At 71.0% G+C, this 26,135-nt stretch carries 19 protein-coding genes and 2 pseudogenes; 14 read left to right on the forward strand and 7 right to left on the reverse strand.

Translation table 11 applies throughout. The features are described from left to right. The gene (locus ACN28I_RS23870) at positions 1 to 1,218 is read left to right on the forward strand and encodes a PLP-dependent aminotransferase family protein (protein ID WP_420944253.1); all 1,218 of its coding nucleotides are present in this window, start codon (positions 1 to 3) and stop codon (positions 1,216 to 1,218) included. Between the two features lie 3 nt (positions 1,219 to 1,221). After that, entirely contained in the window at positions 1,222 to 1,446 is a 225-nt protein-coding gene (locus tag ACN28I_RS23875) for a hypothetical protein (RefSeq protein ID WP_420944254.1), read from the forward strand. 31 nt (positions 1,447 to 1,477) lie between these two features. On the opposite strand, the gene ACN28I_RS23880 is transcribed toward ACN28I_RS23875, so the two are convergent. The 4 genes from ACN28I_RS23880 to ACN28I_RS23895 form a co-directional block, all read right to left on the reverse strand. Further along, positions 1,478 to 1,762 (reverse strand): hypothetical protein, encoded by a 285-nt coding sequence (locus tag ACN28I_RS23880; RefSeq protein ID WP_420944255.1) that lies wholly within the window; start codon positions 1,760 to 1,762, stop codon positions 1,478 to 1,480. Between the two features lie 524 nt (positions 1,763 to 2,286). After that, on the reverse strand, positions 2,287 to 3,411 hold the full coding sequence (locus ACN28I_RS23885) for an AEC family transporter (protein WP_420944256.1): 1,125 nt from the start codon (positions 3,409 to 3,411) through the stop codon (positions 2,287 to 2,289). A 145-nt stretch (positions 3,412 to 3,556) separates the two neighbouring features. Beyond that, the gene (locus tag ACN28I_RS23890) at positions 3,557 to 4,027 is read right to left on the reverse strand and encodes a hypothetical protein (RefSeq protein ID WP_420944257.1); all 471 of its coding nucleotides are present in this window, start codon (positions 4,025 to 4,027) and stop codon (positions 3,557 to 3,559) included. Between the two features lie 117 nt (positions 4,028 to 4,144). Then, a complete protein-coding gene (locus ACN28I_RS23895) occupies positions 4,145 to 5,029 on the reverse strand; it encodes an ATP-grasp domain-containing protein (RefSeq protein WP_420944258.1) in 885 nt (294 codons plus the stop codon). Positions 5,030 to 5,338: 309 nt separating this feature from the next. On the opposite strand from ACN28I_RS23895, the gene ACN28I_RS23900 reads away from it, so the two are divergent. Beyond that, a complete protein-coding gene (locus ACN28I_RS23900; RefSeq protein WP_420944259.1) occupies positions 5,339 to 6,370 on the forward strand; it encodes a histone deacetylase family protein in 1,032 nt (343 codons plus the stop codon). A gap of 39 nt (positions 6,371 to 6,409) precedes the next feature. Here ACN28I_RS23900 and ACN28I_RS23905 read toward each other — a convergent pair whose 3' ends face one another. Further along, positions 6,410 to 6,799, reverse strand: a complete 390-nt coding sequence (locus tag ACN28I_RS23905; protein ID WP_420944260.1) for a VOC family protein — start codon at positions 6,797 to 6,799, stop codon at positions 6,410 to 6,412. Positions 6,800 to 6,904: 105 nt separating this feature from the next. Here ACN28I_RS23905 and ACN28I_RS23910 point away from each other — a divergent pair, with 105 nt between their 5' ends. After that, on the forward strand, positions 6,905 to 8,164 hold the full coding sequence (locus ACN28I_RS23910) for an MDR family MFS transporter (RefSeq protein ID WP_420944261.1): 1,260 nt from the start codon (positions 6,905 to 6,907) through the stop codon (positions 8,162 to 8,164). A gap of 72 nt (positions 8,165 to 8,236) precedes the next feature. On the opposite strand, the gene ACN28I_RS23915 is transcribed toward ACN28I_RS23910, so the two are convergent. Continuing rightward, positions 8,237 to 8,737: a hypothetical protein gene (locus ACN28I_RS23915; protein ID WP_420944262.1), complete on the reverse strand. Its 501-nt coding sequence runs from the start codon at positions 8,735 to 8,737 to the stop codon at positions 8,237 to 8,239. A gap of 176 nt (positions 8,738 to 8,913) precedes the next feature. Between ACN28I_RS23915 and ACN28I_RS23920 the strand changes: the two genes are divergently transcribed. From ACN28I_RS23920 to ACN28I_RS23950, 7 genes and pseudogenes are all read left to right on the forward strand, one after another. Beyond that, positions 8,914 to 9,465 carry a M15 family metallopeptidase gene (locus tag ACN28I_RS23920; RefSeq protein ID WP_420944263.1) on the forward strand — a complete coding sequence of 184 codons (552 nt, stop codon included), beginning with the start codon at positions 8,914 to 8,916 and terminating at the stop codon, positions 9,463 to 9,465. A gap of 180 nt (positions 9,466 to 9,645) precedes the next feature. Continuing rightward, positions 9,646 to 11,070: a TolC family protein gene (locus tag ACN28I_RS23925; RefSeq protein WP_420944264.1), complete on the forward strand. Its 1,425-nt coding sequence runs from the start codon at positions 9,646 to 9,648 to the stop codon at positions 11,068 to 11,070. After that, positions 11,058 to 12,245, forward strand: a complete 1,188-nt coding sequence (locus ACN28I_RS23930; protein WP_420944265.1) for an efflux RND transporter periplasmic adaptor subunit — start codon at positions 11,058 to 11,060, stop codon at positions 12,243 to 12,245. Before ACN28I_RS23925 ends, ACN28I_RS23930 begins: the two co-directional genes overlap by 13 nt. 6 nt (positions 12,246 to 12,251) lie before the next feature. Continuing rightward, positions 12,252 to 15,423, forward strand: a pseudogene (locus ACN28I_RS23935) (efflux RND transporter permease subunit). 75 nt (positions 15,424 to 15,498) lie between these two features. Next, positions 15,499 to 16,401 (forward strand): hypothetical protein, encoded by a 903-nt coding sequence (locus tag ACN28I_RS23940; RefSeq protein ID WP_420944266.1) that lies wholly within the window; start codon positions 15,499 to 15,501, stop codon positions 16,399 to 16,401. 416 nt (positions 16,402 to 16,817) lie between these two features. Then, complete coding sequence (locus ACN28I_RS23945; protein WP_420944267.1) at positions 16,818 to 18,047, forward strand: aminotransferase class I/II-fold pyridoxal phosphate-dependent enzyme; 1,230 nt, start codon at positions 16,818 to 16,820, stop codon at positions 18,045 to 18,047. 129 nt (positions 18,048 to 18,176) lie between these two features. After that, positions 18,177 to 20,787 (forward strand): annotated as a pseudogene (locus tag ACN28I_RS23950) (DUF3656 domain-containing U32 family peptidase). 69 nt (positions 20,788 to 20,856) lie between these two features. On the opposite strand, the gene ACN28I_RS23955 reads toward ACN28I_RS23950, so the two are convergent. After that, a complete protein-coding gene (locus ACN28I_RS23955; RefSeq protein ID WP_420944268.1) occupies positions 20,857 to 21,300 on the reverse strand; it encodes a nuclear transport factor 2 family protein in 444 nt (147 codons plus the stop codon). 89 nt (positions 21,301 to 21,389) lie between these two features. On the opposite strand from ACN28I_RS23955, the gene ACN28I_RS23960 reads away from it, so the two are divergent. Genes ACN28I_RS23960 through ACN28I_RS23970 form a run of 3 tightly spaced genes read left to right on the forward strand, consistent with a single transcriptional unit; the run spans position 21,390 to position 26,134 of the window. Next, positions 21,390 to 22,445: a prephenate dehydrogenase/arogenate dehydrogenase family protein gene (locus ACN28I_RS23960; RefSeq protein WP_420944269.1), complete on the forward strand. Its 1,056-nt coding sequence runs from the start codon at positions 21,390 to 21,392 to the stop codon at positions 22,443 to 22,445. 42 nt (positions 22,446 to 22,487) lie between these two features. Beyond that, positions 22,488 to 24,908 (forward strand): VIT and vWA domain-containing protein, encoded by a 2,421-nt coding sequence (locus tag ACN28I_RS23965; RefSeq protein WP_420944270.1) that lies wholly within the window; start codon positions 22,488 to 22,490, stop codon positions 24,906 to 24,908. Continuing rightward, complete coding sequence (locus ACN28I_RS23970) at positions 24,878 to 26,134, forward strand: DUF2135 domain-containing protein (RefSeq protein ID WP_420944271.1); 1,257 nt, start codon at positions 24,878 to 24,880, stop codon at positions 26,132 to 26,134. Before ACN28I_RS23965 ends, ACN28I_RS23970 begins: the two co-directional genes overlap by 31 nt. Position 26,135: the final 1 nt, after the last annotated feature.

Here is a 26,135-nt window from a genome sequence, read left to right on the forward strand (position 1 = left end):
ATGACCGCGGCCATCCCCCTTCCCGCCCCTCCACCGTTCCCGCTCGCCCAGCGCATGTCGCGGATGAAGGCCTCCGCCGTGCGGGAGATCCTCAAGGTGGCCGAGCGTCCCGACGTGCTCTCCTTCGCTGGCGGGCTGCCGGCGCCCGAGCTCTTCCCGGTGGAGGCCATCGCCCAGGCGCACGCCGAGGTGTTCGCCGAGGAGGGCCGCGCCGCCCTGCAGTACAGCACCACCGAGGGCTACGGGCCGCTGCGCGAGTGGATCTGCTCGCATCTGGGTGGGCAGGGCCTGCACCTGGCGACGGATCAGGTGCTCATCACCAACGGCTCGCAGCAGGGCATCGACCTGGTGGCCAAGGTGCTGCTGGACCCGGGCGACGTGGTGGTGGTGGAGAATCCCAGCTACCTCGCCGCGCTGCAGGTCTTCAGCGGCTACGAGGCCTCCTACGCCGTCGTGGGCAGCGATGACCAGGGCATGCGCGTGGACGAGCTGGAGGGGCTGCTCCACCACGTCGGCCGCAGGCCCAAGCTCATCTACCTGGTGCCCAACTTCCAGAATCCCAAGGGCACCACGCTGTCGCTGGAGCGCCGGCACGCGCTGGTGCGCTTCGCCCAGCGCCACCGCATCCTCATCCTCGAGGACAACCCGTATGGGGAGCTGCGCTTCCGGGGCGCGCACCTGCCGTCGCTGGCCTCGCTGGACACCGAGGGCGTGGTCATCAACCTGGGGACGTTCTCGAAGACGCTGGCCCCCGGGCTGCGCATCGGCTGGGCCGTGGGTCCGCGCGAGCTCATCCGCACCCTCACCGTCGTGAAGCAGTCGGCGGACCTGCACACCGCCACGGTCGCGCAGCGCGCCACGGCACGGTTGCTGTCGCGCTTCGACTACAACGCCAACCTGGACAAGCTGCGCGCCGTCTACGGCGAGCGGTGCCAGGCGATGCTCGCCTCGCTGGAGAAGCACATGCCCGAGGGCACCCGGTGGACGGAGCCGGATGGCGGCATGTTCGTATGGGTGGAGCTGCCGCGCGGCATGAGCGCGGACGCCCTCTTCCCGCAGGCGCTCGAGAAGCGCGTCGCCTTCGTGCCCGGCGCCCCCTTCTTCGCCGCCGAGCCGCGCTCGGAGTTCATGCGGCTGAACTTCTCCAACCGTCCGCCGGAGCTCATCGAAGAGGGCATGCGCCGGCTCGGCGCGGTCATCGCCGCCGCCCGGAGTTGAGGTATGCACGGGGGCCATGACGAGCGCGCCTTCGCCCGCCAGGTGCTCGCCGCCACGGGTTTCGAGCTGCTCTACGCCCGGGTGGACGTGGCGCGGGACGAGCAGGGCGCGCTGCGGCTGATGGAGCTGGAGATCACCGAGCCCAACCTCTTCCTGCGCCAGGGTGGACCCCGGGCGGCAGAGTGCCTCGCGGACGCCATCGTCCACAAGGCCCGTGGGATGGCTTAGGCCTCTCGCGGCCCTGCCCTTCACCTGAGTGCTACTTGGACTCGGCCTTGGCGCCCTCGGGCAGCGCGGCGGGCGCGGGCACGGGGTGGCGCGGAATCACCAGGTTGCGGTACTCGGTGGCGAGGGTCTCGGGCGTCATCTCCTCCTGCCACTGCTTGGGATTGGTGTTCCACCCGTAGTCTGCGGGCAGCTTGCCGCCACCCTGGCTCTTGTAACCGATCATGTCCGGGAACTTCGCGGACCAGCGGCCGGCGGGATCCGTCTCACGGGTGATGGGCTCGCGGTTCGGGCGGGGGGTGTAGTTGCTCTTGCTCATGAGGCGTGACTCCTAGCAGATGCGCGGCCTCTCCGGAACCCGCACGAGGGCCCGGGGGATGCCCGGACCCCCTGGGTCTACCTGGGGCCGCTCGCTGCCCTCCCGGCGGAGAGTGCCCCAGCCCGCGAACGCCTGCTCCGCGACGGCACCGGAGGCAGCCAACGCGGTCCCAGCTCGAATACGGCGGCGAAGTAACGCGCCTGCGCCTCGCTGCCGTAGCGATAGCGCCGCACACCGCCCTCCTTGAGGGTCACCTCCACCCCCCAGTTCTTCCCACGCCGGCGAAGCGCGACTCGCGCAATCTCCATGCCCACCCTCCCCCCTCTGAAACGCCTTTCTCTTGGAAATGGCGTGCCAACCCGAGCCCCTGCATTCGCCGGGTTGCGCTGTCCGGCCGTGGACAAGGCGCGAGGGGACGGTAGGTGCTACAGGCCCGCCTGCCTGCCCTCCGAGGGTTTCCGGAAATCGCGGCCCGGCGACTTGTGGCCGCCGATTGCTGCGTTACGTGAAAGGGCATGACCGGATCAACTGACAAGAACACGGGTGACACCATCTCGGAGTTCACCCTGCCCGAGGGCTGCATGCTGTGCGGCGGTGCCGTGACCATCCGCAGCACGCCGGGCAACGGCGCCCACAGCTACTGCCCGCACTGCCACTGGCTGTCGCGCACGCGGCTGCGCATGCGCAAGGAGGGGCTGGAGATCGCCTACGCCACGCAGGCCTTCGCGTAGGCCTCGCACGGCCTTCAGCGCAGGAGCAGCAGGATGATGGGCACCGTGGCGAACGAGAGCGGAATGCCCAACCCCACCATGAGAGCGGAGAAGCTCCGGGTCCAACCCGTTGTCCGTGGCGAGGATGGCGGAAGTGACCATGGGAGCCATGGCGGCCTGGAGAACGGACACCTCGAAGGTGAGCCGGCCCATGCCGGGCAGCACCCGCAGCAGCAGCGCGATGACGAGCGGCGCCAGCGCGAGTTTGTAGCCGAGCCCCAGCGCGAGCGCGCGCACCCGGCCCTTCACGCCCGAGAGCCGCAACTGGAAACCCACGGAGAAGAGCGCCAGCGGGGTGAGCATGTCACCCAGCCGGCCGAGCACCACGTCCACCCACGCGGGCCAGTCCCACGGCTGGAGCAGGAACGCGGCCACCAGGGCGATGAAGGGCGGAAAGCCCACCACCCGCTTGAGGAGTGACCCGGTGCGGGTGTCCTTCGCGGCGGCGCGCGCGGCGAAGAGCGTGGCCACCGTGCCCAGCACCATGAACGAGCCGAGCTGATCGACCACGACGGCCACCCGCAGCGCCTCGCGGCCCATGAGGCCCTCGATGAGGGGCAGGCCCACGAAGGCGGTGTTGCTCAACCCGCCGGTGAGGACGAGCGCCGCCACGGTGCCGGGCGGAAAGCCCAGCCGCGGGCCCAGGGCGCGGAAGAAGAGCCACGAGCCGCCGAAGACGAGCCAAGGCGTGGCGGCGGCGGCGAGCAGCTCGGGGGCGAGCGTCAGGCTGTGCACCGCGCGCAGCACCAGCGCGGGCAGCGCCACGTTGAGCACGAAGGCGTTGAGGGCCAGCGGCGTCTGCTCCGGGAAGCGGCCACTGCGCCGGGCGATGGTGCCGAGGAGGAGACTGGCGGCCAGCAGTCCGACGAGCTGGCTCACGAAGAACGCCTCCCGGAGGAACGCGAGGCGGGACGTCCTTCTCCGGAGAGGAGCGGGCGCTCGCGTTGGAGGAGCTCGGTGAGGAAGTGGAGGGTGGCGCGCACACGCGCGTTGTGCTGCAAATCCGAGTGGATCTCCAGTGAGATCAGGCCGGGAACAAGCGCCCGCGGAGCTCCTCGATTCCACGGGGCGAGCACAGCTCGGGCGAGAAGAGCACGTCGAGCGCACGCTGGGCCAACGCGGGAGCGGAGGCGGCGACGAGCACCCGGCCACACTCCTCGAGCTGCTCGCGAATCAGGCCGATCTCGCCGTACAGCTCGGCGAGCTTCATGCGGTCCTCGACCGACAGCTCGCGCTTCATCTCCGCGATGACCTGGCGCAGCTCCACCGTCTTCCCATCGGCGCGCTGCACCGTGGGCTCGGGCTCCTCCAGCTCCGAGTCGTCGGCGAGCAGCGGCCAGATGTCCGTGAGCAGCGTGGGCTCCTGCACCAGCAGGTGGCCCACGCGCTGGGCACAGCCCTGACACGAGGCGCCAGCGAAGCGCGGCAGGTTCAGCGCCGGAGAGGCTCCAGCGCCACAGAGCAGACAGGTGGCCAGGTCGGTGGTGGGCTCCATGGGGCTCTCCCTTAACGTCTTCGCCCGGCCGGTGCCATCTCCACGCACCGCCCCCCGCCTTCCACCTGACAGCCCTCTGGGCTGGCAGGGGGAGCAGGCGAGGGGCCTCCCCTCCTACTACCGGTCCACGCCCAGCAACGCCGCGAACAGCTCGCGGGGGTCGATGCTCGCCGGGAGCCCGGAGACCCCTCCATCATTCACCTCGACCACCACCCAGCGGCCGTCCTCGAGCATCGCGACGTCCATGGTGAAGAAGCGCGCCTCGACCTTCCGTGCGAGCCGCTCGAAGGCCGAGAAGTCCGGGACGTCGACATCGAAGTCGTCGTAGGACTCCGCCGCCAGCAGCCGCCCCCGCCCGAAGAACAGCCGGAACTCGAGGTGCGCGGGCCCGCTCGGCGTCCGCCCCCGCACCTTGAACGGCAGGAAGCGCCTGACCACGAACCCGCGCTCGAAACGGTCTCCGCGCTCCTCCAGCAGCGCGGCGCAGATGCGTTCGAAGTCCTCGCGCGTGGCGCCCGCTGGAACGAAGCACGCCTCGGCCCAGCGCTCCTTCGCTGACTTCACGTGGTCCTTCACGAGCCACGGCGGCGAGCCCAGCTCCTGCGCGGCATGCCATGCCTCCAACACGTCCGTGCCCTCGGTCCAGACGGAGCGGGCGGTGTACCCCTTCAGCCGCGGGTACCAGTTCGGCAGGTAGTGGGCCGCCGCGTACTCCGCGGGCGTCGTCATCAGCTCGTGGCCCAGCTCGCCGAGCGCCTCGTCCAGCGCCTCGTACTCCTCCCCCGTGAGCATCCACCCCCGGTAGAGCAGCCGCAGGTGGCCCCGCTCGGGGATGGCGGCGAGCGCCCGGTCCGTGTTGCCCTCGAGCAGGGCGTGCAGATCCAACTGGAAGGTTTCGACGCCCAGGGCTTCGGCCGCCTCGGCCTCCGTGTCGAAGGAATCGGACTGATGCGGATTCCGGCCAAACACGATGGCCCGTTTGATGCGGGGATTCGTCGCCATTCGCGAACCTCTCGTCAGGGGTTGGGCTCCCCAAGACGGTGGCTCGGCGCGAGGCCTGACGCGGGCGCGGCGGATGACCCGCGGCGGCGGTCCGGTGGCATCTCACGCGTTCTGGCGTTCGAGTCCAACGACGCGTTCCCGTCCGGGAACCTGACGAAATCGATTTTTCCCGGCGGCCGGTGCCAAGCCGCCCGGTGTTGCTCCACTTCACGCCCGTGCTGGGGACAGGGCCCCCCTCCTTGGATGACGGACCCGCGCTGCGTTACAACTCGCCGGGCCGCTCCTCCTTCAGCCCTGGAGACCCCCCCGGTGAAAGTCGTCCATTCCCCGCTGCACGCCCGTCATGACGGTGGCAAGGAACTGCATCGCGGCGAGCTGGTGCCGTGCTTCGAGATGCCGGTGCGCGCCGACTACATCCTGAAGGCCGTGGAGCGCGCCGGGTTCGCGGTGCTCGAGCCCCGCTCCTTCCCCCAGGAATCGCTGCTGCGCGTCCACGACGCCGGGTTCGTCGAGTTCCTGCGCACCGCCCATGACGAGTGGCGGGCGCTCGGCAAGCAGGGCTTCATGCTTCCGAGCGGCTTTCCCGCCCGCGGCCTGCGCCGGGACCACATCCCCTCCGGCATCAACGGCAGGATGGGCTACTACGCCTTCGACGCCAGCACGCCCATCGTCGAGGGCACCTGGGAAGCCGCCCTCGCCGCCGCCTGGTGCGCCCTGACCGCCGCCGCGCTGGTCGCCGAGGGAGAGAAGAGCGCCTACGCCCTGTGCCGTCCGCCCGGACACCACGCCGGGCACTCCCTCTACGGCGGCTACTGCTTCCTCAACAACGCGGCCCTGGCGGCGCAGCACCTGCGAGACCAGGGATTCGCCCGGGTGGCGGTGCTGGACGTGGACTACCACCACGGCAACGGCACCCAGGACATCTTCTGGGAGCGCTCGGACGTGCAGTTCGTCTCCATCCACGCGACCCCGGAGACGGAGTACCCCTACTTCCTCGGCTATGCCGACGAGCGCGGCGCGGGCGCCGGAGAGGGCTACACCCTCAACCTCCCGCTGCCGCGCGGCACCATCTGGAAGGAGTACAGCACCGCCCTTGATGCGGCGATGGACTCCATCGCCACGTTCTCGCCCGACGCGCTGGTGGTGTCGCTCGGCGTCGACACCTATGAGGGCGACCCCATCAGCGCCTTCAAGCTCGCCCAGGAGCACTACCCGCTCATCGGACAGCGGCTGGCCGGGCTGAAGGTGCCGACGGTGTTCGTGCAGGAAGGCGGCTACGCGGTGGATGAGATCGGCACCAACGTGGCCGGCGTGCTGGAAGGCTTCCTGCGCAAACGCTGATTCCCTCAACGGGTGCTCCCCGCTCCGCCGTCTTCTGCCTCACCCGACCTGGGTGGAAATCCACCAGGTGTTTCCCGAGGGATCCTTCACACCGCCCCGGCGGTCCGGGTCGTCCTTCTTCTGCTGCGGCTCCTGAACGGAGACTCCGCCCGCCGCGAGCGCGCGCCGGTACGTCGCATCCACATCCGGGACATAGAGGTGGAGCCAGACGGGAAACGCCGGAAAGGGGCCTCCGCCATCGGAGAGCATGACCACCGAGTCCTCGATTCGCACCTCGACGTGCATGATCGAGCCATCCGGGCTGTCGAAGCGGCGCAGCTCCGTGGCATCGAAGGCCTTCTTCAAGAAGTCGATCACTCGCTGGGCGCCATCCACCATCACGTACGCCGAGACGCTCGGATAACCTTCGGGCTTGTAGGGTCGGGTCACTCGTCTTCCTCCGGGTGCGAATCCTACGCGGGCCACCCACTCCCGGAGTAGGGGAAAGCCCGCCCCTGGCGCCCCCGGGCCACTTCCCGCAAGCTGCGCCCCGTCATGAAGCACCTGTTGGGACGACTGGGGGCAGAGGTCCGGGCCACGGCGGGAGGACTGCCGGGCACGTACTGGTACCTGTGGACGGGAACGCTGGTGAACCGGCTGGGCGCCTTCGTGGTGCCCTTCCTGGCCCTGTACCTCACGCGCGAGCGCGGCTTCCGGGTGGAGGAAGCGGGGATGGTGGTGTCCCTGCACGGAGCGGGCGGCGTGCTGGCGGGGCTCGTCGGAGGGATGCTCGCGGACCGGGTGGGCCGGCGCAAGACGCTGCTCGCGGGGCTGTGGCTGGGCTCGGCGGCGATGCTGTCCATGGGCTTCGCACGCGAGACGTGGCACCTCTGCGTGTCGGCCTTCCTGCTGGGCCTGCTGGGCGAGCTGTACCGGCCGGCGGTGTCGGCGGCCATCGCGGACGTGGTGAAGCCCGAGGACCGCGCACGCGCCTACGGCCTGCTGTACTGGGTGGTCAACGTGGGCTTCGCCATCGCCCTGCCCCTGGCGGGACTCGCCTCGCGCTTCGGCTTCCTCGTGCTCTTCGTGGCGGACGCCTGCACCACCTTCCTCTACGGGCTCATCGTCTGGTGGAAGGTGCCGGAGACGCGCCCCACCCGGGCAGCACGGAGCGCGGAGCCGTCGCGCGGGCTGCCCGGGCTCGCGCCCTTCTGGGATCCGGTGTTCCTCTCCTTCGCCCTGCCCATCGTCCTCACCTGCATCATCTTCTCCCAGGGCAACGTGACGCTGCCGCTGGACCTGACCTCGCAGGGCATGTCGCCCGCCACCTTCGGCGCGGTGCTGGCGGTGAACGGCGTGCTCATCGTGCTGCTGCAACCCTTCGCCGGCCGGGCAATGGGACAGGTGCGGCGCGCAACGGCGCTGGCCTGGGCCTCGGGCCTGACGGGGCTTGGCTTCGGGCTGCATGCGCTCGGCGCGGACCCGGCGATGGCGGCCTTCGCGGTGGTGGTGTGGACGCTGGGGGAGATCGCCCAGGCCCCGGCGGGCTCGGCCGTGGTGGCGGACCTGGCGCCCACCGAGCAGCGCGGCACCTACCAGGGCGCCTATTACATGCTGTGGGCCCTGTCGGCCTGCATCGCCCCCACGCTCGGCTCGTGGGTGCTGGGGCACTACGGCGCCCGGGCTCTGTGGGGCGGATGCCTCGCGGTGGGACTGTTCGCCGCCGGCTGGCACCTGTCCATCGCCGATGCCCGCCGCCGCCGCATGGCCACCCTGCGCCTCACCCGCTCCGACGTGAGCGCCACGCTGGACTGAGGCGCCTCACGCCGCCGGGTGCAGCACCGCCGGAATCGACGAGGGCCCGCGCACCACCCACGTGCGGGTCTCCTAAGAAGCGGTGGGACGCCGGAAACCGTACACCCACGCCGCCGCCGCGCCGAGCGCCGGCAACACCACGGAGAGCGTGAGCACGCCGAACACGGCGTCATTCACGGGCTCGCCGGTGGCATCCACGCCGGAGACGCGCAGCCACGCCTTCACGCCGGTGACGAACCAGTTGGCGAAGTTGGACACGATGAAGGCCCACGCGAGCCGCCGCTGTCCCGTGGCCCCGTAGCGCAGCATCGGCAGCGTCCAGGCCACGCCCAGCAGCAGGAAGGCCCCCATCAGCGCGTTGAGGTGCGAGGCGAGCGCGGCATGAGGATCCACGGGCACCTTGCCCGTCATGGCCGCGGAGACGTAGCCGCCGGTGAGCAGCCCCAACAGGGTGAGCCACGCGGCGGCGTGCGCCATCAGGCGCGCTGCGGGCAGCACCGCGGGAGTGGAGACGGGAGCGGAAGCGGCGGAAGTCTCCTCGCTCGGAGACACGGAACGGAGGGCGGTCGTCATGGGAGTGCCCGCACTCTACCGGGAGAGCAGGCGGCCAGACGAGCCACCCCCTCCAGACGCTCTTCTCCGAGCGGTTTCGAGCCAGCGGACCCTGCGGCGCCTGCCCGGCCGCCTGCTCGCATTCCGGGAATGAATGTGAGAGCAACCATTCCTGCCCCCTTGGACAGGAACCGCCCATGCCGTTCCCGCCGCTCCGCTGGAGCTTTCTCCTCGCCCTCGTGTGCCTGCTCGTTCCTGGTGTCGCGCCTGGCGCGGACGCGAAACGCAAGCGGGTGAAGACGGCCACGCCCAAGCACCTCGTCACCCTCCCGGGTGGCAAGTCGCTGCACCGTGACGCCGCGTCCTCCTTCCTGCGGATGGCCACCGTGGCCCGCTCGGAGGGCATCGGGCTCTGGGTGACCAGCGGCTACCGCACCCGCCGGGAGCAGCGCCTGCTCTACGAGCGCTACCGCAAGGGCCTGGGCCCCAAGGCCGCGCGCCCCGGCCGCTCCAACCACCAGCGGGGCCTCGCGGTGGACGTCGTCGTCGGCGACGAGGAGTCCCCCACCTACCGCTGGCTCGCCGCCAACGCGTGCCGCCATGGCTTCCGGCGCACGGTGCCCTCGGAGCCGTGGCACTGGGAGTACCGGCCCCGCAGCACCCGCGCGCCCGCCCCGGGCACCGACTGCCTCGGCCAGCCCCTGCCCCCGCGGGAGCCGCCGCGGACGGCCTCGAAGGACCTGAGCTGACGCCGGACAGCGGGACACAAGTGCCCACCAGCGAGCACCCGTCCCGCCCCGCTGTCACCTTCCTGCTCCAGGGTGACGCAAGTGCTCGCTAGCGAGCACCCACAATGTCCTGCTGTGTCATGACTGCCCTCCGGTAGGAGGCGATGCGCGGCGGCAGGCACCAACGTGGGCGGCCTGCCCATGACCGCCCTCCTGCTCACAGCCCTGCTCTGGCACGCCGGCCTCCCCGCCGGAGCCATGTTGGCGCAGACCGGACCGGGGGCCGCGCCACAGCAGCCCACCGCCGTGTCTCCGCCCTTTCAGCCCGAGGTCTCCGACCCGATGCTGGAGCCCGTGCCTCCGGCTCCGGTGCAGGTGGGCTCCTGGGACGAGGCGCTCGAGTTGCTGCGCCAGCGCTCCACGGATCTGCGCATCGCCCTGGCCCAGGTGGAGTCCGCCGCGGGACTGCGGCGCGTGGCGCTCGCCGGACTGCTGCCCACCGTCGGGGGCTCGGCCGGTGTCCAATACAACGTGCTCGACCCGGCAACCCCCTTCATCGGGGGCGGCATCGGCGGAGGAGGCATTGGCGCCGGTGGTGGCGACGGCCCCCTGCCCACCGCGCCCCTGGGCACCGTCACGGTGACGGCCTCCGTCCCCCTGCTCGACTGGGGTGCCATCCAATCGCTGCGCTCGGCGGGAGCGTCGCGCCGGGCGGCCGAGCTGTCGCTGGAGGAGACACGGCGTCAGCTCACCGGGGAGCTCGCCCGCACGCTGGCGCGGGTGGCTTCCGCCGAGCGGATCTCCGAGGTGAACCGCGTCAACCTGCGCGCCGCCCTGGAGCGGCTGGCGCTCGCCCAGCGGAGGCTGGAGCTGGGCGCGGGTACGCAACTGGACGTCATCCGCCTGCGGCAGGACGCGGAGTCGGCGCGCTCGTCGGTGGTCTCCGGGGACAACTCGCTGATGCAGGCGCGGGATACCCTGGCGCTCATTCTGGGGCAGGAGCAGCCGGTGGGGCTGGCGCGCAACGTGTCCCTCGAGGAGCTGCTGAAGCAGGGCCAGCAGGAGTGCCGGAGCCTCCCGTCGCTGGAGGAGCGGCCGGACCTGGCGGCGGCGCGCGCGCAGGTGGAGGCGGCCGGGCACGACGTGGCGGCGGCCCAGGCGCAGTACCTGCCCACGCTGGAGGCGCAGAGCACGGTGGTGGGCTTCACGGTGGACCCGGGCTTCGCGCGGGTGCCGGTGTGGAACATCGGCGCGGTGCTCACCCTGCCCTTCTATGAAGGAGGCGCGCGCGGAGGCCGCGTGCGGCAGGCGCGAGCCCAGGAGGAGACGGCGCGCCAGGAAGTGGTGGAGCGGCGGCGCGGGGCCTCGGTCGAGGTGCGGCAGGTGCGGCGCGAGGTGGACGTGGCGCGGGCGGAGCAGGAGATCGCCACCCGGGCGCGGGAGCTCGCGGCGGAGAACGACCGGCTGACCCGCCGGGCCTTCGAGGTGGGCGCCGGGACGAGTCAGGACCTGGTGGTGTCCGCGGCGGCGCTGCGGCAGGCGGAGCTGAACCTGGTGGTGAGCGAGCTTCAGCTATTCCAGGCGCGAATCGAGGCATTCCTGGTGGAGGCGGCATGCGACTGGTGAGGCAGGGAGTGTGGGGAGTGTGGCTGGCGGCCCTGGCCCTGGCCGGGTGTCAGCGCACGGAGGGAAAGGGTGGACCCGGAGGCCCTGGAGGGCCCGGCGGCGGACAGGCGCTGCCGGTGGAGGTGCTGGAGCTGCAACCGGGCCCGGTGCGTGACACGGGCGAGTACCTGGGGACGCTCATCTCCCGCCGCAGCATCACCGTCTTTCCACAGGTAGCCGGCTACGTGCAGCGCATCGCGGTGAAGCCGGGCCAGGAGGTGAAGCAGGGCCAGCTTCTGCTGGCGATCGATCCAAGGCGCGAGCGCGCGGGAGTGCAGAGCGCCGAGGCCCAGCGCGCCTCGGCCCTGGCCCAGCGGCAGTTCGCGCGCAGCAGCCGGCAGCGCGCCGAGCAGTTGCTGCGCGAGGGACTCATGAGCCGGCAGGACTATGAGCAGGCGGTGGCCCAGGCGGCGGCGGCCGAGGCCAGCGCGCGCTCGGCGGAGGCCCAGCTGCAGGCCCAGCAGGTGGAGCTCGGCTACTTCGGGGTGCAGGCGCCCTTCGCCGGCGTGGTGGGCGACATCCCCGTGAAGGTGGGCGACTACGTCACCCCGCAGACGGCGCTGACGAACGTGGACCAGAGCCGCGCGCTGGAGGTGTCCGTGGCGGTGCCGCCCGAGCGCGCCTCCGAGGTGGAGGTGGGCACCACCCTGGTGGAGGTGCTGGACGACGAGGGCACACCGGTGGTGAGCGCGCCCGTCTTCTTCGTGGCCCCCACGTCGGACCCGCGCACGCAACTGGTGGAGCTGAAGGCCGCCTTCGACAACACGCAGGGGCTGCGCGCCGGCCAGGTGGTGCACACCCGGGTGGTGTACGACACGCGCGAGGCGCTGCGGCTGCCCACCTTCGCGGTGACGCAGCAGAGCAGCCAGTACTTCGCCATGGTGGCGGTGCAGGGCGATGGCGGCCCCATGGTGGCGCAGCGCCGGCCGGTGAAGCTGGGCGTGCTCCAGGGCAACTACTACGAGCTGTTGGAGGGCCTGGAGGCGGGCACGCCGGTCATCGTCGGTTCGCTCCAGGCGCTGCGGGATGGGCAGCCCATCCAGCCGAAGCCCGTGAAGCAGCTTCCGGGCGAGGGCCCTGGCGTGGGCGGCGCCGCGGACGCGGGCACGGCGCCGGGCCCGGACGGGGGGAAGTGAGCGCCCATGTTCTCCGACTTCTTCATCCGCCGGCCCATCTTCGCCAGCGTCCTCTCCATCCTCATCACGCTGGTGGGAGCCATCTCCATCCCCAGCCTTCCCGTCGAGCAGTACCCGGAAGCTCGCGGCGCCGCAGGTGACGGTGACGTCCACGTACATCGGCGCCTCCGCCGAGGTGGTGGAGAGCGCGGTGACGACGGTGCTGGAGCGCCAGCTCAACGGCCTGGAGGGCATGCGCTACATCTCCTCCACCAGCAGCAACAACGGCACCAGCACCATCACCGTCACCTTCGAGCCGGAGCGCGACCTGGACGTCGCCGCGGTGGAGGTGCAGAACCGGGTGGCCACCGCCTCGGCGCGGCTGCCCGCCGAGGTGAACGCGCTGGGCATCACCATCAACAAGACGCAGTCGCAGCTCCTCATGTCCTTCGGGCTGTATGACCGGGAAGGGCGCTACGACACGGGCTTTCTCAGCAACTACGCGGACGTCTACATCCGCGACGCCCTGCTGCGCGTGAATGGCGTGGGCGACGTGCGCATCTTCGGCGAGCGCCGCTTCGCCATGCGCCTGTGGTTGGACCCCACGAAGCTGGCGAGCCGGGGCCTCACCGCGCAGGACGTGGTGGGCGCGCTGCGCGAGCAGAACGTGCAGGTGGCCGCCGGACAGGTGGGCCAGCCGCCCTCGCCCCAGGGGCAGACGTATCAAATCAACGTGCAGGTGCTCGGCCAGCTCTCCACCCCGGAGCAGTTCGGGGACATCGTCCTGCGGCGAAGCGAGGACGGCACGCTGGTGCAGTTGAAGGACGTGGGCCGGGCGGAGCTGGGCGCGGAGAACTACAACCAGCTCCTGCGCTTCAACGGCCGGGACGCGGTGGGCCTGGGCATCTTCCAGCTCCCCGGCTCCAACGCACTGGAGGTGCGCGAGGGCGTGGTGGCCGAGCTGGAGCGGCTGAAGGCCAACTTCCCGCCGGGCATGGTCTACGAGAGCGCCTTCGACACCACGCGGGCGGTGGAGGCCTCCATCGAGGAGGTGCTGCGCACGCTGGTGGAGGCCATCGCGCTGGTCATCTTCGTCATCTTCATCTTCCTGCACGGCTGGCGCAGCATCCTCGTGGTGGCCACGACGCTGCCGGTGTCGCTGGTGGGCACCTTCGCCTTCGTGAGCGCGTTCGGCTTCTCGCTCAACACGCTGACGCTCTTCGGCCTGACGCTGGCCACGGGCCTGGTGGTGGATGACGCCATCGTGGTCATCGAGAACGTCGAGCGCGTCATGGTGGAGGAGAACGTGGACGCGCGCGAGGCGTCGCACCGGAGCATGAAGCAGGTGGGCGGCGCGGTGGTGGCGATCGCGCTGGTGCTCTCCGCGGTGTTCGTCCCGGTGGCCTTCTTCCCGGGGACCACGGGCTCCATCTACCGGCAGTTCGCGCTCACCCTCGCCTTCTCCATCAGCCTGTCGGCCCTGGTGGCCCTCACGCTGTCCCCCGCGCTGTGCGCCCGGCTGCTGCGCGCGCACGAGGGGGAGAAGTGGCGCGTCTTCCGCTGGGTGGACCAGACCATGGACGCCTTCCGGCGCGGCTACGCGCGCTTCCTGGGCCGGCTGCTGACCCCCACCCTGCGCTGGGTGGTGCTGGGCGCCTTCGTGGTGCTCATGGGCCTCACGGCGCTGCTCTACCGCCTCACACCCACCGGCTTCATCCCCGAGGAGGACCAGGGCTACCTCATCGTCGCCATCCAGGGCCCCGAGGGCACCTCGCTGGATTACACGCGGCAGGTGCTCATCCAGGCGGAGGAGGTGCTGCGCCAGCAGAAGGAGGTGGCGGACATCTTCACCGTGGGCGGCTTCTCGCTGCTGGGCACCGGCCCCAACTACGGCGTCCTCTTCGTCAACCTCCACCCGTGGGAGGAGCGCGAGGAGAAGGAGCAGAGCGTGGCGGGACTCATCAACCGGCTGCGAGGGCCCTTCGCCTCCATCCCCGGAGCGCGGGTGCTGGCCTTCGCGCCGCCCACCATCCGCGGCGTGGGCAGCGTGGGCGGCTTCGAGTTCGTCCTGGAGGACCAGAGCGGCAACCACACCCTGGAAGAACTGGCGGCGGCCACGCAGCAGGTCTCCGCGCGGGCCAACCAGTCACCGGACCTGCGCAGCGTCTTCTCCTCCTTCACGGCGAGCACCCCGCTGCTCAACGTGTCGGTGGACCGGGAGAAGGCCAAGGCGCTGGGCGTGTCGCTGGACGCGCTCTACTCCACGCTGCAGGTCTACATGGGCAGCCAGTACGTCAATGACTTCACCTTCGCCAACCGCGTCTACCGCGTCTACGTGCAGGCGGCCATGCCCTTCCGCAACGAGCCCAAGGACATCTCCGCCTTCTACGTGCGCTCGGCGCTGGGGGAGATGGTGCCCCTGGAGAGCCTCGTGAAGGTGGAGCCCGTCACCACCGCGCAGAACATCACGCACTACAACCTGTTCCGCTCGGCCACCATCAACGGCCAGGGCGCGCCCGGCGTCAGCACGGGCCAGGCGCTCGAGGCCATGGAGGCCGTGGCCCGCCAGGGCCTGCCGGCCGGCTTCACCTTCGAGTGGACGGGCCTGTCGCTCGAGCAGAAGCAGTCCGCGGGCAAGGTCGCGCTCATCTTCGCCCTGGGCGTCATCTTCGTCTTCCTGGTGCTGTCGGCGCAGTACGAGAGCTTCGCCCTGCCCTTCGTCATCATGCTGGCGGTGCCGGTGGCCATCCTCGGGGCGCTCGGCTTCCAGTTGCTGCGAGGGCTCGCCAACGACGTCTTCTGCCAGGTCGGTCTGCTGATGCTGGTGGGCCTGTCCAGCAAGAACGCGGTGCTCATCGTGGAGTTCGCCGAGCAGCTCCGCCATCAGGGCAAGAGCGTGGTGGAAGCGGCCATCCAGGCGGCGGACACACGGCTGCGGCCCATCATCATGACGTCCTTCGCCTTCCTGCTGGGCGTGGTGCCGCTGGTGCTGGCCACGGGCGCGGGCGCCGCCTCGCGCAAGTCGCTGGGCACGGCGGTGTTCGGCGGCATGCTGCTGTCCACCTTCGTCAACCTCATCTTCATCCCCGTGCTGTACACGCTGGTGGAGACGGCCCGCACGAAGCTGCTCAAGCGCCCTGAGCACGGCACCCCGCCTTCCGCTCCGGGGGGGGATGGGCACACGCCTCGTCCGGCGTGAGCGGGCTGCGGACTACTTCTGGAGTCAGCCTGGGTATTGACAGGGAGGTGACTTTTAAAATCACCTCCCCGTCGTATGCCCTCCCTCCGGCACGAGGCCCTCCTGGAGTTGTTCCGCAACCGCCCCACTCTGGCGGCCGAGTTGTTGCGTGACGCGCTCGGTGTCGAGGTGCCCGCCTACGCGGAGGCCCGGGCGGAGTCCGCGGCGCTGACCCAGGTGGTGCCCACCGAGTACCGGGCGGACCTGGTGGTGCAACTGTGGGAGGACACGCCTCGTTTCGCCATCGTGGTGGAGGTGCAGCTCTCGCCGGACGAGGAGAAACGCTACACGTGGCCGCTGTACCTCACCCACATGAGGGCACGATTGAAGTGCCCCACGGTGCTGCTGGTGGTGGCACCGGACGTGGGGGTGGCCCGCTGGTGCGGGCAGCCGTTGGAGACGGGCCACCGGGGCTTCGTGCTGAAGCCCTACCTGGCGGGCCCGGAGAGCATTCCGGTGATTACCCGGCCCGAGCAGGCGCGCGAGGCGGTGGAGTTGCTGGTGCTGTCCGCCATGGCGCACGGACAGGGCGAGAGGGGAGCGGCCATCGCCGAGGCGGTGCTGCCTGGCCTGGTGGGGATTGATGAAGAGCGGGCGCGCTTCTATTTTGACCTGGTGATGTGCTCGCTGAATGACGCGGCACGCACCGCCCTGGAGGCACTGATGCGCAGTGGCACCTACGAGTACCAGAGCGAGTTCGCCCGGCGTTACTTCGCTCAAGGGCGCGAGGAAGGTCGGCGGGAAGGCCTCCAGGAAGGCGTCCAGATGGGCGAGATGAGGGCCCTGTTCGAGGTCCTCGAGGCCCGGGGCCTCCACGTGGACGAGCAGACCCGCCAGCGCATTGCCGCCTGCACCGAGATGGAACAGCTCAGGCGCTGGCTCCGCAGGGCCGTGTCCGTGCAATCCCTGCAGGAGCTCTTCGAGTCCGCGCCCGCCTGAACCGAAAAAAACAGCGGCGGACGAGCCCTCTGGGGGAGCTCATCCGCCGCTCACCACAGCGGACCGTCAGAGGAGGAGGAGTTGGCGGCCCGCGTTTTGGTGTAGGCCTTCCTTAAGCATCCAGCGTGCCAGCAGCCAAGCCCTCGATATTGCTGGGCTCCCAAAACTGACCCGGTGCGTCAGGGCTCCACTCTCCACCGCAGGGATGTAACGCGCCGTGACAAATCCGCCCAAATCTCCTGGAGTTTCAAGGGCTTGTTCACGAAAGCGGGGCTTGTCCCGGAATCGAACACTTCTGTCCTGAAACAGGACACTCCGCGCTCGCCCCTGTCATCCCCCGCACCGGGAGAAGAACGTCCAGCAACGCGGGGCGGAGCCAGTTGCTAGATAGACAGCGACCCTTCCCAAGGATTCCCGTGATTCGCGCCGCCAGGCACATCGAGAACGTCCGATACGCCATCCGCAACGTCGTGGCCGAGGCGAGCCGTCTGGAGGCTCAGGGCCAGCGCATCCTCTTCCTGAACATCGGCGATCCGCTGAAGTTCGACTTCCAGACGCCGCCGCACCTCATCGAGGCGGTGCACAAGGCGATGCGCGACGGCCACAACGGCTATGCGCCCTCGGCGGGAATCCCGGCCGCACGCGAGGCCATCGCCCGCGAGTGCACGCGCACCGGCATCCCCGGCGTCACGCCTTCGGACGTGGTGGTCACCAGTGGCGCCAGCGAAGCCCTGGAGCTGGCCCTCACCGCCCTGTTGGAGCCCGGCGAGCGCGTGCTGCTGCCCTGCCCCGGCTACCCGCTCTACAACGCCCTCATGGCCAAGCTGAACGCCCGGGGGGTGCCCTACACCCTGGACGAGGAGCGCGGCTGGACGTTGGACCTCGAGGAGCTCGACGCGCTGTGCACTCCCGGCACCCGCGCGCTCCTGCTGTGCAACCCCAACAACCCCACGGGCGCGGTGCTCGGCCGCAAGGCGCTGGAGGGGCTGCTGGAGATCGCCCGGCGGCGCGGGCTGGTGATTCTCTCCGACGAAATCTACGACAAGCTGCTCTACGACAAGGACCACACCCCCACCGCGTCGCTGGCGGCGGACGTGCCCATCATCACCTTCAATGGGCTGTCCAAGGCGTACCTCGCCTGTGGCTGGCGGATGGGGTGGCTCGTCTTCTGCAATTCGCACCTGATGCCGGAGCTGAAAAATGCGGTGCTGCGGCTGGCGGACGCCCGGCTGTGCGCGCCCGCTCCACAGCAGTACGCCATCCAGCCCGCGCTGGAGGGGCCGCAGGAGCACATCCCGGAGATGATGAAGCGGATGCGCTCACGGCGTGACCTGATGGTGCGCCGCATCAACGCCATCCCCGGGCTGTCCGTGGTGGAGCCCGCCGCCGCCTTCTACGCGATGGTCCGTCTCCAACTGCCCGGTGTGACGGACGACGAGCAGTTCGTGCTGTCGCTGCTGCGCGAGACGGGCGTGCTCTTCGTGCACGGCAGCGGCTTCGGGCAGAAGGCGGGCACGCACCATTTCCGGGTGGTGTTCCTCCCGCCGGAGGACATCCTCACCACCGCCTTCGACCGGTTGGACACGTTCGTCCGCGAGCGCTACCTGACGGGAGCGCATACGGCGACCGCCAGCGGCCAGCCCTGAAACACCTCGCCCCGGGAGGCGCCCTTTATTCCGACGCGGGCCGCACGGACGCCCCTCACCCGTCCGGGGGAGGACCGGGGACGGCTCCGAGCGGGCTCTGGAACGTGGGCTGCGTGTTATGGAGGCAGCATGGCTTCCCGACGTCCTGAAATTCTCGCACCCGCGGGCGACCTCGATTCACTGCGCGCGGCACTCGCCGCCGGTGCCGATGCCGTCTATTTCGGGTTGGACGAGGGCTTCAACGCCCGCGCCCGTGCCGACAACTTCTCGCTCGAACGCCTGCCCGAGACGATGGTGCTGGTGCACCGCGCCGGGGCGCGCGCCTACGTGACGCTCAACACGCTCGTCTTCGAGCCCGAGCTGCCCCTGGTGGAGCGCATCCTGCGCCGCGTGGCCGAGTCCGGCGTGGACGCCCTCATCATCCAGGATCCGGCCATCGCCCTGCTGGCCCGCGCCATCTGCCCGCAGTTGGAGCTGCACGCCTCCACGCAGATGACCGTCTCCAGCGCCGAGGGCATCCGCTTCGCCCGGGGCCTGGGTGTCACCCGCGTCGTCGTCCCCCGCGAGCTTCTCCACCGTTGAAATCCGCCGGCTGGCCAGCCAGACGGACATGGAGCTGGAGGTCTTCATCCACGGCGCGCTGTGCATGTCCTGGAGCGGCCAGTGCCTCACCAGCGAGGCCTGGGGCGGGCGCTCGGCCAACCGGGGCCAGTGTGCCCAGTCCTGCCGTCTGCCCTATGACCTGGTGGTGGACCACCAGACGCGCGACCTCGGCGACGTGCGCTACCTGCTCAGCCCCAAGGACCTCGCGGGCGTACGGGCCATCCCCGACCTCGTGGACATCGGCGTCCACAGCCTGAAGATCGAGGGCCGCCTCAAGGGCCCGCAGTACGTGACCACCACCGTGCAGGGCTACCGGCGGTGGGTGGACGGAGTCATCGCCGGCAAGCCGGATGAGCGCCAGCTCGAGAAGGACCTGGCCGACATGTCCCTCACCTACAGCCGGGGCTTCTCCAATGGCTTCCTCGGGGGCTCGGACCACCAGACGCTCGTCGAGGGCCGCTTCCCCAAGCACCGGGGCCTGTACCTCGGCCGCGTGCGCTCCGTGTCCGGCAAGGAGGTGTTCGTCACCCCCGATGAGCGCCCGTGGACCGGTGGCCTCGGCCTGGGCGAGCAGCGCCCCGAGGCCCCCAACGGTCCCATCTCCTCTCCCCTCCCGGGTGGAGAGCCCACTCCGGCCCATGTGGACCCGCGCCCGGGCATGGGCGTCGTCTTCGATGCGAATGCCCCCGAGGACAAGCACGAGCCCGGAGGCCCCATCTTCCGCGTGGACCGCAAGGGCCAGGGCTGGGTGCTGGGCTTCGGCCACCCGGGTCCGGACCTCGGGCGCGTGGCGCCGGGGCAGCGCGTGTGGCTCAACAGCGACCCGTCCCTCGCCCGCCGCACCGAGAGCCTGCTCTCCCACGGCGAGCCCGAGGGCCGCATCCCGCTCACGCTGAAGGTCTCGGGCACCGAGGGCGCACCCCTGCGCCTGCATGCGAGCGCCTGGGGACACGAGTGCTCGGCCGCCAGCCCGACGCCGCTCACCGCATCCCGGGGCAAGGGCCTCGACGAAGCGCTGCTGAAGGACAAGCTGGGCGCCTTCGGAGGCACGCCCTTCACGCTGGCGCGGCTGGACTGCGCGGAGCTGACGCCGGGGCTGCACCTGCCGGTCTCGGAGCTCAAGGCGCTGCGCCGAGACCTCGTGACGGAGCTCACCGCGGCGGTGGAGCGGGGCCACCAGCGCACGGTGGTGGAGACGCCGGTGCTGGAGCAGGTACGCGCCTCGCTGCTGGCGCGCGTGCCCGAGGTGGCGGCCGAGGAGACTCCGCGCCTGCTGCCGCTGTGCCGCAATGACGCGCAGTTGGAGGCCGTGCTCGCCGCCGGGCTGCGCGAGGTGGAGCTGGACTGGATGGAGATGGTGGGCCTGCAGCGCGCCGTGGAGCGAGCGAGGGCCGCGGGGCTGCGCGTGACGATCGCCACCGTGCGCGTGCAGAAGCCGGGCGAGGAAGGCTACGACGCGCGCATCGACAAGCTGCGTCCCGACGCGGTGCTGGTGCGCCACTGGGGCGCGCTGATGCACTTCCTGGAGCGGCCCGAGGGCCAGCCGCGCCCGGTGCTGCACGGGGACTTCTCGCTCAACGTCACCAACTCGCTGACGGCGGCGCACCTGCTGAGCCTCGGGCTGGACACGCTCACCTTCTCGCACGACCTGGACGAGACGCAGCTCTTCTCGCTGCTCGACCACTCGCCGGCGCACCGCTTCGCCGTGGCGCTGCACCACCACATCGCCACGTTCCACACGGAGCACTGCGTGTACTCACACACGCTCTCCAGCGGACGCGACTTCAAGAGCTGCGGACGCCCGTGCGAGAAGCATCAGATTTCGCTGCGCGACCGCATCGGGCTGGAGCACCCGGTCATCGTGGACGTGGGCTGCCGCAACACGGTGTTCAACGCGCAGGCGCAGAGCGCGGCCTCGCTGGTGCCGAAGCTGCTGGAGCGCGGGGTCCGCCGCTTCCGGGTGGAGTTCGTGCGCGAGTCGCAGGAGGAAGCCACGCGCGTGCTGGGGGCCTACCAGGAGCTGCTGGCCGGACGGATCTCCCCGGCCGAGGCGGTGCGGCGCACGGCGGTCCACGAGCAGTTCGGCGTCACGCGAGGCACGATGAAGGTGCTGAGCACCCCCCCAAGTGCCCACTGAGCCCCCTCCCCTCTCCCCTCGGGAGAGGGACGGGGTGAGGGTGCGCGGGCCCGTCCTCCCCGCCGTGCCTCAACTCCCCGAAGCCCGTGAAGCCGCCCGTGTATTCGCGGGCGCGAAGGCCTCGACGACCCCGGACAGGTCCTCGATGACGAGCGCGCGGACGATCTTCCCGCCGCTGAAGTCGAGGACGAAGGCGAACTCGCTGTAGCAGGTGCGCCCGGTCTTCTTCACGACGAACTGCTCGTCACCGAGGACGATGACCTGGTCGCCATTGCCGACGAAGTCCCAGGTCTTCACCTCCAGGACCTCGAGCACCTGATCGAGCCGCTCGAAGTACTCGTGAATGGCCTGCCTGCCCCGGAACTCGCCGCTGAGGGGCGTGCCCTTGGGGAGGGACAGCTTGTAGACGGCCTCATCATCCATCAACTCGAGGAGCGGCTGGTTGCTGCCGGTCCGGGCCATCTCCTCGAAGATGTGCCGGGTCCGCTCCACGTTCTTCTTCGCTTCGGACACGTCGATTCCCTCTGGGCACTGCGGAGGACGCCACTCTGCGCCGGTGCGGAGAACACGGCCATGGCCCCCCCTCGTGTAGAGTTGGCGGCATGACGGTCGCCATCGTTGGATATGGCCGCTTTGGCCGCGCACTCGGCTCCCTGCTGGACGCGGCGGGCATCGGTTACCGGGCGTGGGATACCGCGGCGGACATCCCCGAGCCCCACCGCGCCGGCTCGCTCCAGGGGCTGCTCACCGGGGCCGAGCAGGTGGTGGTGGCCGTGCCGGTGCCGAGGATGCGGGAGGTGCTCCAGGCGCTGAGCCCCCACCTGAAGCCGGAGCAACTGGTGCTCGACGTGGGCAGCGTCAAGGTGAAGCCCGTGCAGGCCATGAACGAGGTGCTCGGCACGCGGGTGCCATGGGTGGGCACCCATCCGCTCTTCGGTCCCCTCAGCCTCGCCATGGCCGAGCGCCCGTTGCGCGTGGTCGTGTCTCCCAACCCGCTCCACCCGGACGCGGCCCGCCGGGCCCGGGTCTTCTTCGAGCGGCTGGGCTGCGAGGTCATCGAGCAGACGCCCGAGGGCCATGACCGGGTGATGGCGCACACGCACGCGCTCACCTTCTTCGTGGCCAAGGGGATGGTGGACGCCGGCTCGGGGGTGGACGTGCCCTTCGCGCCCGCGAGCTTCAAGGCGCTGTCACGCACCATCGAGATCGTCCGCTCGGACGCCGGACACCTCTTCACCGCCATCCAGCACGAGAACCCCTTCGCCCACGAGGCGCGCAGGCACCTGCTCCAGGCGCTCGGGGCCATCCACCAGGAGCTGGAGGCGATTCCGCCCGAAGCGGCCACGCCGGACACGGCCCGCATGGAGCTGCCCGCGCTCGAGACGGGCCTGCCGGAGCTCAAGGAGACGCGCGAGCACATCGACCAGCTCGACCGGGAGTTGGTGGAGCTGCTGGCGCGGCGGGCCGAGCTGGCCCGGCGAGCGATTCGCGCCAAGGCCGAGGCGGGCCAGCCCGTACCGGACCCGGCCCGGGAGGATGAAGTCATCGCCACACGCCGGGCCTGGGCCACCGAGCTGGGGCTGGACCCGGACGGCGTGGAGTCCATCTTCCGTGCCGTGCTGCGCTTCTCCCGGCGCGCCCAGCAGTCCCAGCCGTGAGGTGACAACGGGCAGGACGCAGGTGGGCTAACCTGCGGCCCCATGTCCCTCCCGCGCGCCCTGCTCACCGGACTCCTTCTCGCGGCCCTGGCCCTGCCGGGCTGCAAGCGCAGCTCTCCGGACGAAGAGAAACCCGTTGTTCCCGAGGCCCCCAAGGCGGACCCGGGCCCCTTCGCCCAGGCCGGGCTCACCGCGCCCACCACCGTGCCGGGCGTGCAGGACACGGGGACGGTGGACCTTCCGGCGCTGCGCGATGCCGTCGCCGATCCGCAGCCCGTCACCGAGGAGCAGCTCTTCCGGCTCGTGGGTGAGGCGAACCCGCACGGAGGCCAGCCCGCCGGTGGGCCGCGGCCGACCCGCCGGAACCTCAGGACCTTCGGGGCGAACGATGAGGCGGAAGTCGACGAGTCCCTGGGCTCCGAGGAGATGGAAGCCGGGATGGCCCAGGCGGCCCCGCCGCCACCAGCCCCCATTCCCGTGGCGGAGCCCGCCCCGATGGCCGAGGCTCCCGCGGCCCCACCCCCCGAGCCTCGGGCGGCCGCCCTGGACGGAGATGCGCTCGAATACGAGGAGCGCCCCCGCGAGCTGCAGCAGAAGCGGCGGGAGATCATCCAGATCATCAGGGGCAGCTCATCGGAGCGCGCCTCCAGCGGGGGCCGAGGGGGTGGCGCCGCCCCGAGCCCGGCGAGGCGGGCCCCCGCATCCGCACAGAAACCCGAGGAGAAGCCCGAGCCGGCCGAGGCGCCCCGGCCGGTGCTGCCGAAGGTGGAGACGGCGCAGCGCGCGGCCAAGGTGCTGGTGCAGGACGACGAGGGCCGCTACCAGCCGCTGGTGACGCGCGAGGTGCGCGTGGTGACGTACATCCAGGGAGCCCGTGCGCGCACGGTGGTGGACTACCTCTTCGAGAACAACACCGCGCGCGCGCTGGAAGGCACCTTCTACTACCCGCTGCCGGGCGGGGCGACGGTGGCGGGCTTCGCGCTGTACTCGGGGGCGGTGGCGGTGGACTCGCCCTCGCTCTTCCAGTCCACGGAGCTGCTGCCGCCGCTGGGAGACTCGGGCAAGGCGGAGACACTGGTGGCCGCGGCCCCGCCGAGCCCGCCGGGAGCGAAGCGCTCGTGGGGCGAGCCCCAGGAGGCCCGCGTCGTCGAGCAGAAGCGCGCCCGGGAGGTGTACGAGGACGTGGTGCGCCGCAACGTGGACCCGGCGCTGCTGGAGTGGGCGGGCGCCTCCAACTTCAGCGCGCGCGTCTTCCCCCTGCCGCCCAAGTCCCTCAAGCGCGTGGTCATCGCCTACGAGCAGACGCTCCTCTTCGACGGCCAGCGCCTGCGCTACACGTGGCCGGTGCCGCCGGGGGCGGGCAAGGGCCTGAAGGTCTCGGCACGCGTGCACGTGGACCCGAGGCACGCGGGCGAGGTGGTGGTGGGCCCGGAAACGGGCAAGCCGCTCACGCTCGGCACCTGGCAGGCGTGGGACTGGCCGAAGCTGAAGGGGGACGGAGCGCTGGACGTGGCGCTCACGCCCCGGAGCGCGGAGGCGGACGTGCTGGTGGGCGCGGACCCGGCGGGACTGCCCGGGCACGCCTTCTACACGCGGGTACGGATGCCGGAGCGGCTCACCGCGAGCAGCGCGGAGGCGGCCACGGGGCGGGCGGTGCTGGTGGTGGACACCTCACTCTCGGCGGAGGACGGCAACGCCTGGGCGCTCCAGGGCTCCATGCTGCGCGCGCTGCTGGAGAAGGACCCGAGCCTCACCGAGTACGCGGTGCTCCTCTTCGACGTGCGCCCGCGCTGGCTGCACGGCACCGGTTTCCGGCGCAATACGCCCGAAGCGCGCCAGCAGACGTTCGCCGAGCTGGAGCGCGTCTACCTCGAGGGCGCCTCCAACGTGAGCGGCATGCTGGCCGAGCTGGACCGGGCCGGGCGCGACTGGCTGAAGCCCCCGGCGGGCGGCGGGCGGGTGACGGCCTTCCTGCTCTCGGACGGCAACGTCACCTGGGGACAGAGCAACGTGGAGGAGCTCATCTCCCGCCACCCGGCCGCGGAGACGCTGCGCTGGGTGAGCTACCGCTTCGGCGAGGCCTCGGTGAACACGGACCTCTTCGACGCGCTGGCGCGCTCGGGGGGAGGCCGGGTGGTGAGCGTGCTCTCCGGCGCCGAGGTGGAGGCGGCGGCACGTGCGCACCGGGCGGCCTCGGTGGTGCTCGCCCGGGTGGGCGTGAAGGGTGCGCCGGTGAAGGACCTGGTGGTGGCGGGCCGGCCGCACCTCGTCTACGCGGGGCAGGAGTTGCAGGTGGCGGGGCGGCTGACCGGCGAGGGCCAGGCGCAGCTCGAGGTGGTGACGCAGGCCGCGGGCGAGGAGCGCACGCTGGCGGTGCCGCTGCCGCGTGAGCAGGACAGCACCTTCGCCCCCCGCGCCTGGGCCGAGCCTTCGTGTCGCGGCTGGTGGGCCTGGATGACGTGAAGCTGGACCGGATGGTGGTGGCGCTCAGCCAGCACTACCGGCTGGCCAACGCGCGGGCCTCCATGCTGGTGCTGGAGTCGGAGGGCGACTACGTGCGCTACGCGGTGCGCGACGAGCAGATGGACCTCACCAACCTGGACGCGCTGCGGCGGCAGCAGGAGGACCAGCGCCGGGACGAGCTGCTGGGGCTGTCGTTGGACGGAGTGCCGGGATCGGGCCGCGAGGTGCTGCGGGTGCTGAAGGAGAAGCAGGCGGAGCTGGGCTCGCGGATGAAGGCGCAACCGCTGCGGGACGAGCCCTACGCGGGAGGCGAGGAGCGGCTGCAGGCGGAGCTGGCGTACCGGCGGGCGCGGCGGGACAACAAGGAGGACGTGCTCGTGTACGAGGCGGTGGCGCGCAAGCGGGCCTTCTCGGGCGACACGTGGGGCGCGGTGCGGGCCCTCTCCTCTCCGGTGGAGCTGCGCCCCAAGGACGCCGAGGCGCTGCGGCTGGTGGGCTACGGGTTGCTGGCGCTCGGCCAGTTCCCGGCCGCCACGGAGCTCTTCGAGCACGTGCGGCTCAACCGTCCCTTCGAGCCCCAGTCCTACCTGGAGGAGGCCCTGGCCCTGGACGCGGCGGGGCGGCCCGCGGAAGCCGCGCGCAACTGGGAGATCGTCCTGGCCCGCGCCTGGAAGCGCCACGACGGGCAGACGAAGGTGGTGGCGGCCTACCACTACGGCCGGATGCTGGCGGCGCTGGCGAAGCATCCCCGGCTGGCCGGACAGTCCGCGGCCCTGGAGGCCCGGCGGCGCGAGCTCCAGCGGGCTGGAGAGATGGCCCCCATCGACTACCAGCTCACCACGCACTGGAACTCGGACGGGACGGACATCGACCTGTGGGTGATGGAGCCCAATGGCGAGAAGTGCTTCTACCGCCACAAGCAGACGTCCCTGGGCGGCCTGCTGCACTGGGACATCACGGACGGGCTGGGGCCGGAGCTGTACCACGCGCGCAAGGCGGCCCCGGGCACGTACTTCGTGCTGGTGCACTACTACGGCAACAACTCGCAGCGGTACGCGGTGCCCACCGCCCTGCTGCTGGTGACGGACCGGGACGTCTTCTCCAAGGAGGACACCTACCAGCGGCGCTTCCAGGTGCGCATCCTGCCCAAGCAGAACGCCCAGCTCCTGCTGCGGCGCGAGACGCTGGTGCCGGCTCCGGCCGCGGTGGCGAAGTCGGAGGAGTGAG

It is taken from the genome of Archangium gephyra, assembly GCF_049060025.1.
Lineage (GTDB): Bacteria > Myxococcota > Myxococcia > Myxococcales > Myxococcaceae > Archangium > Archangium gephyra_A.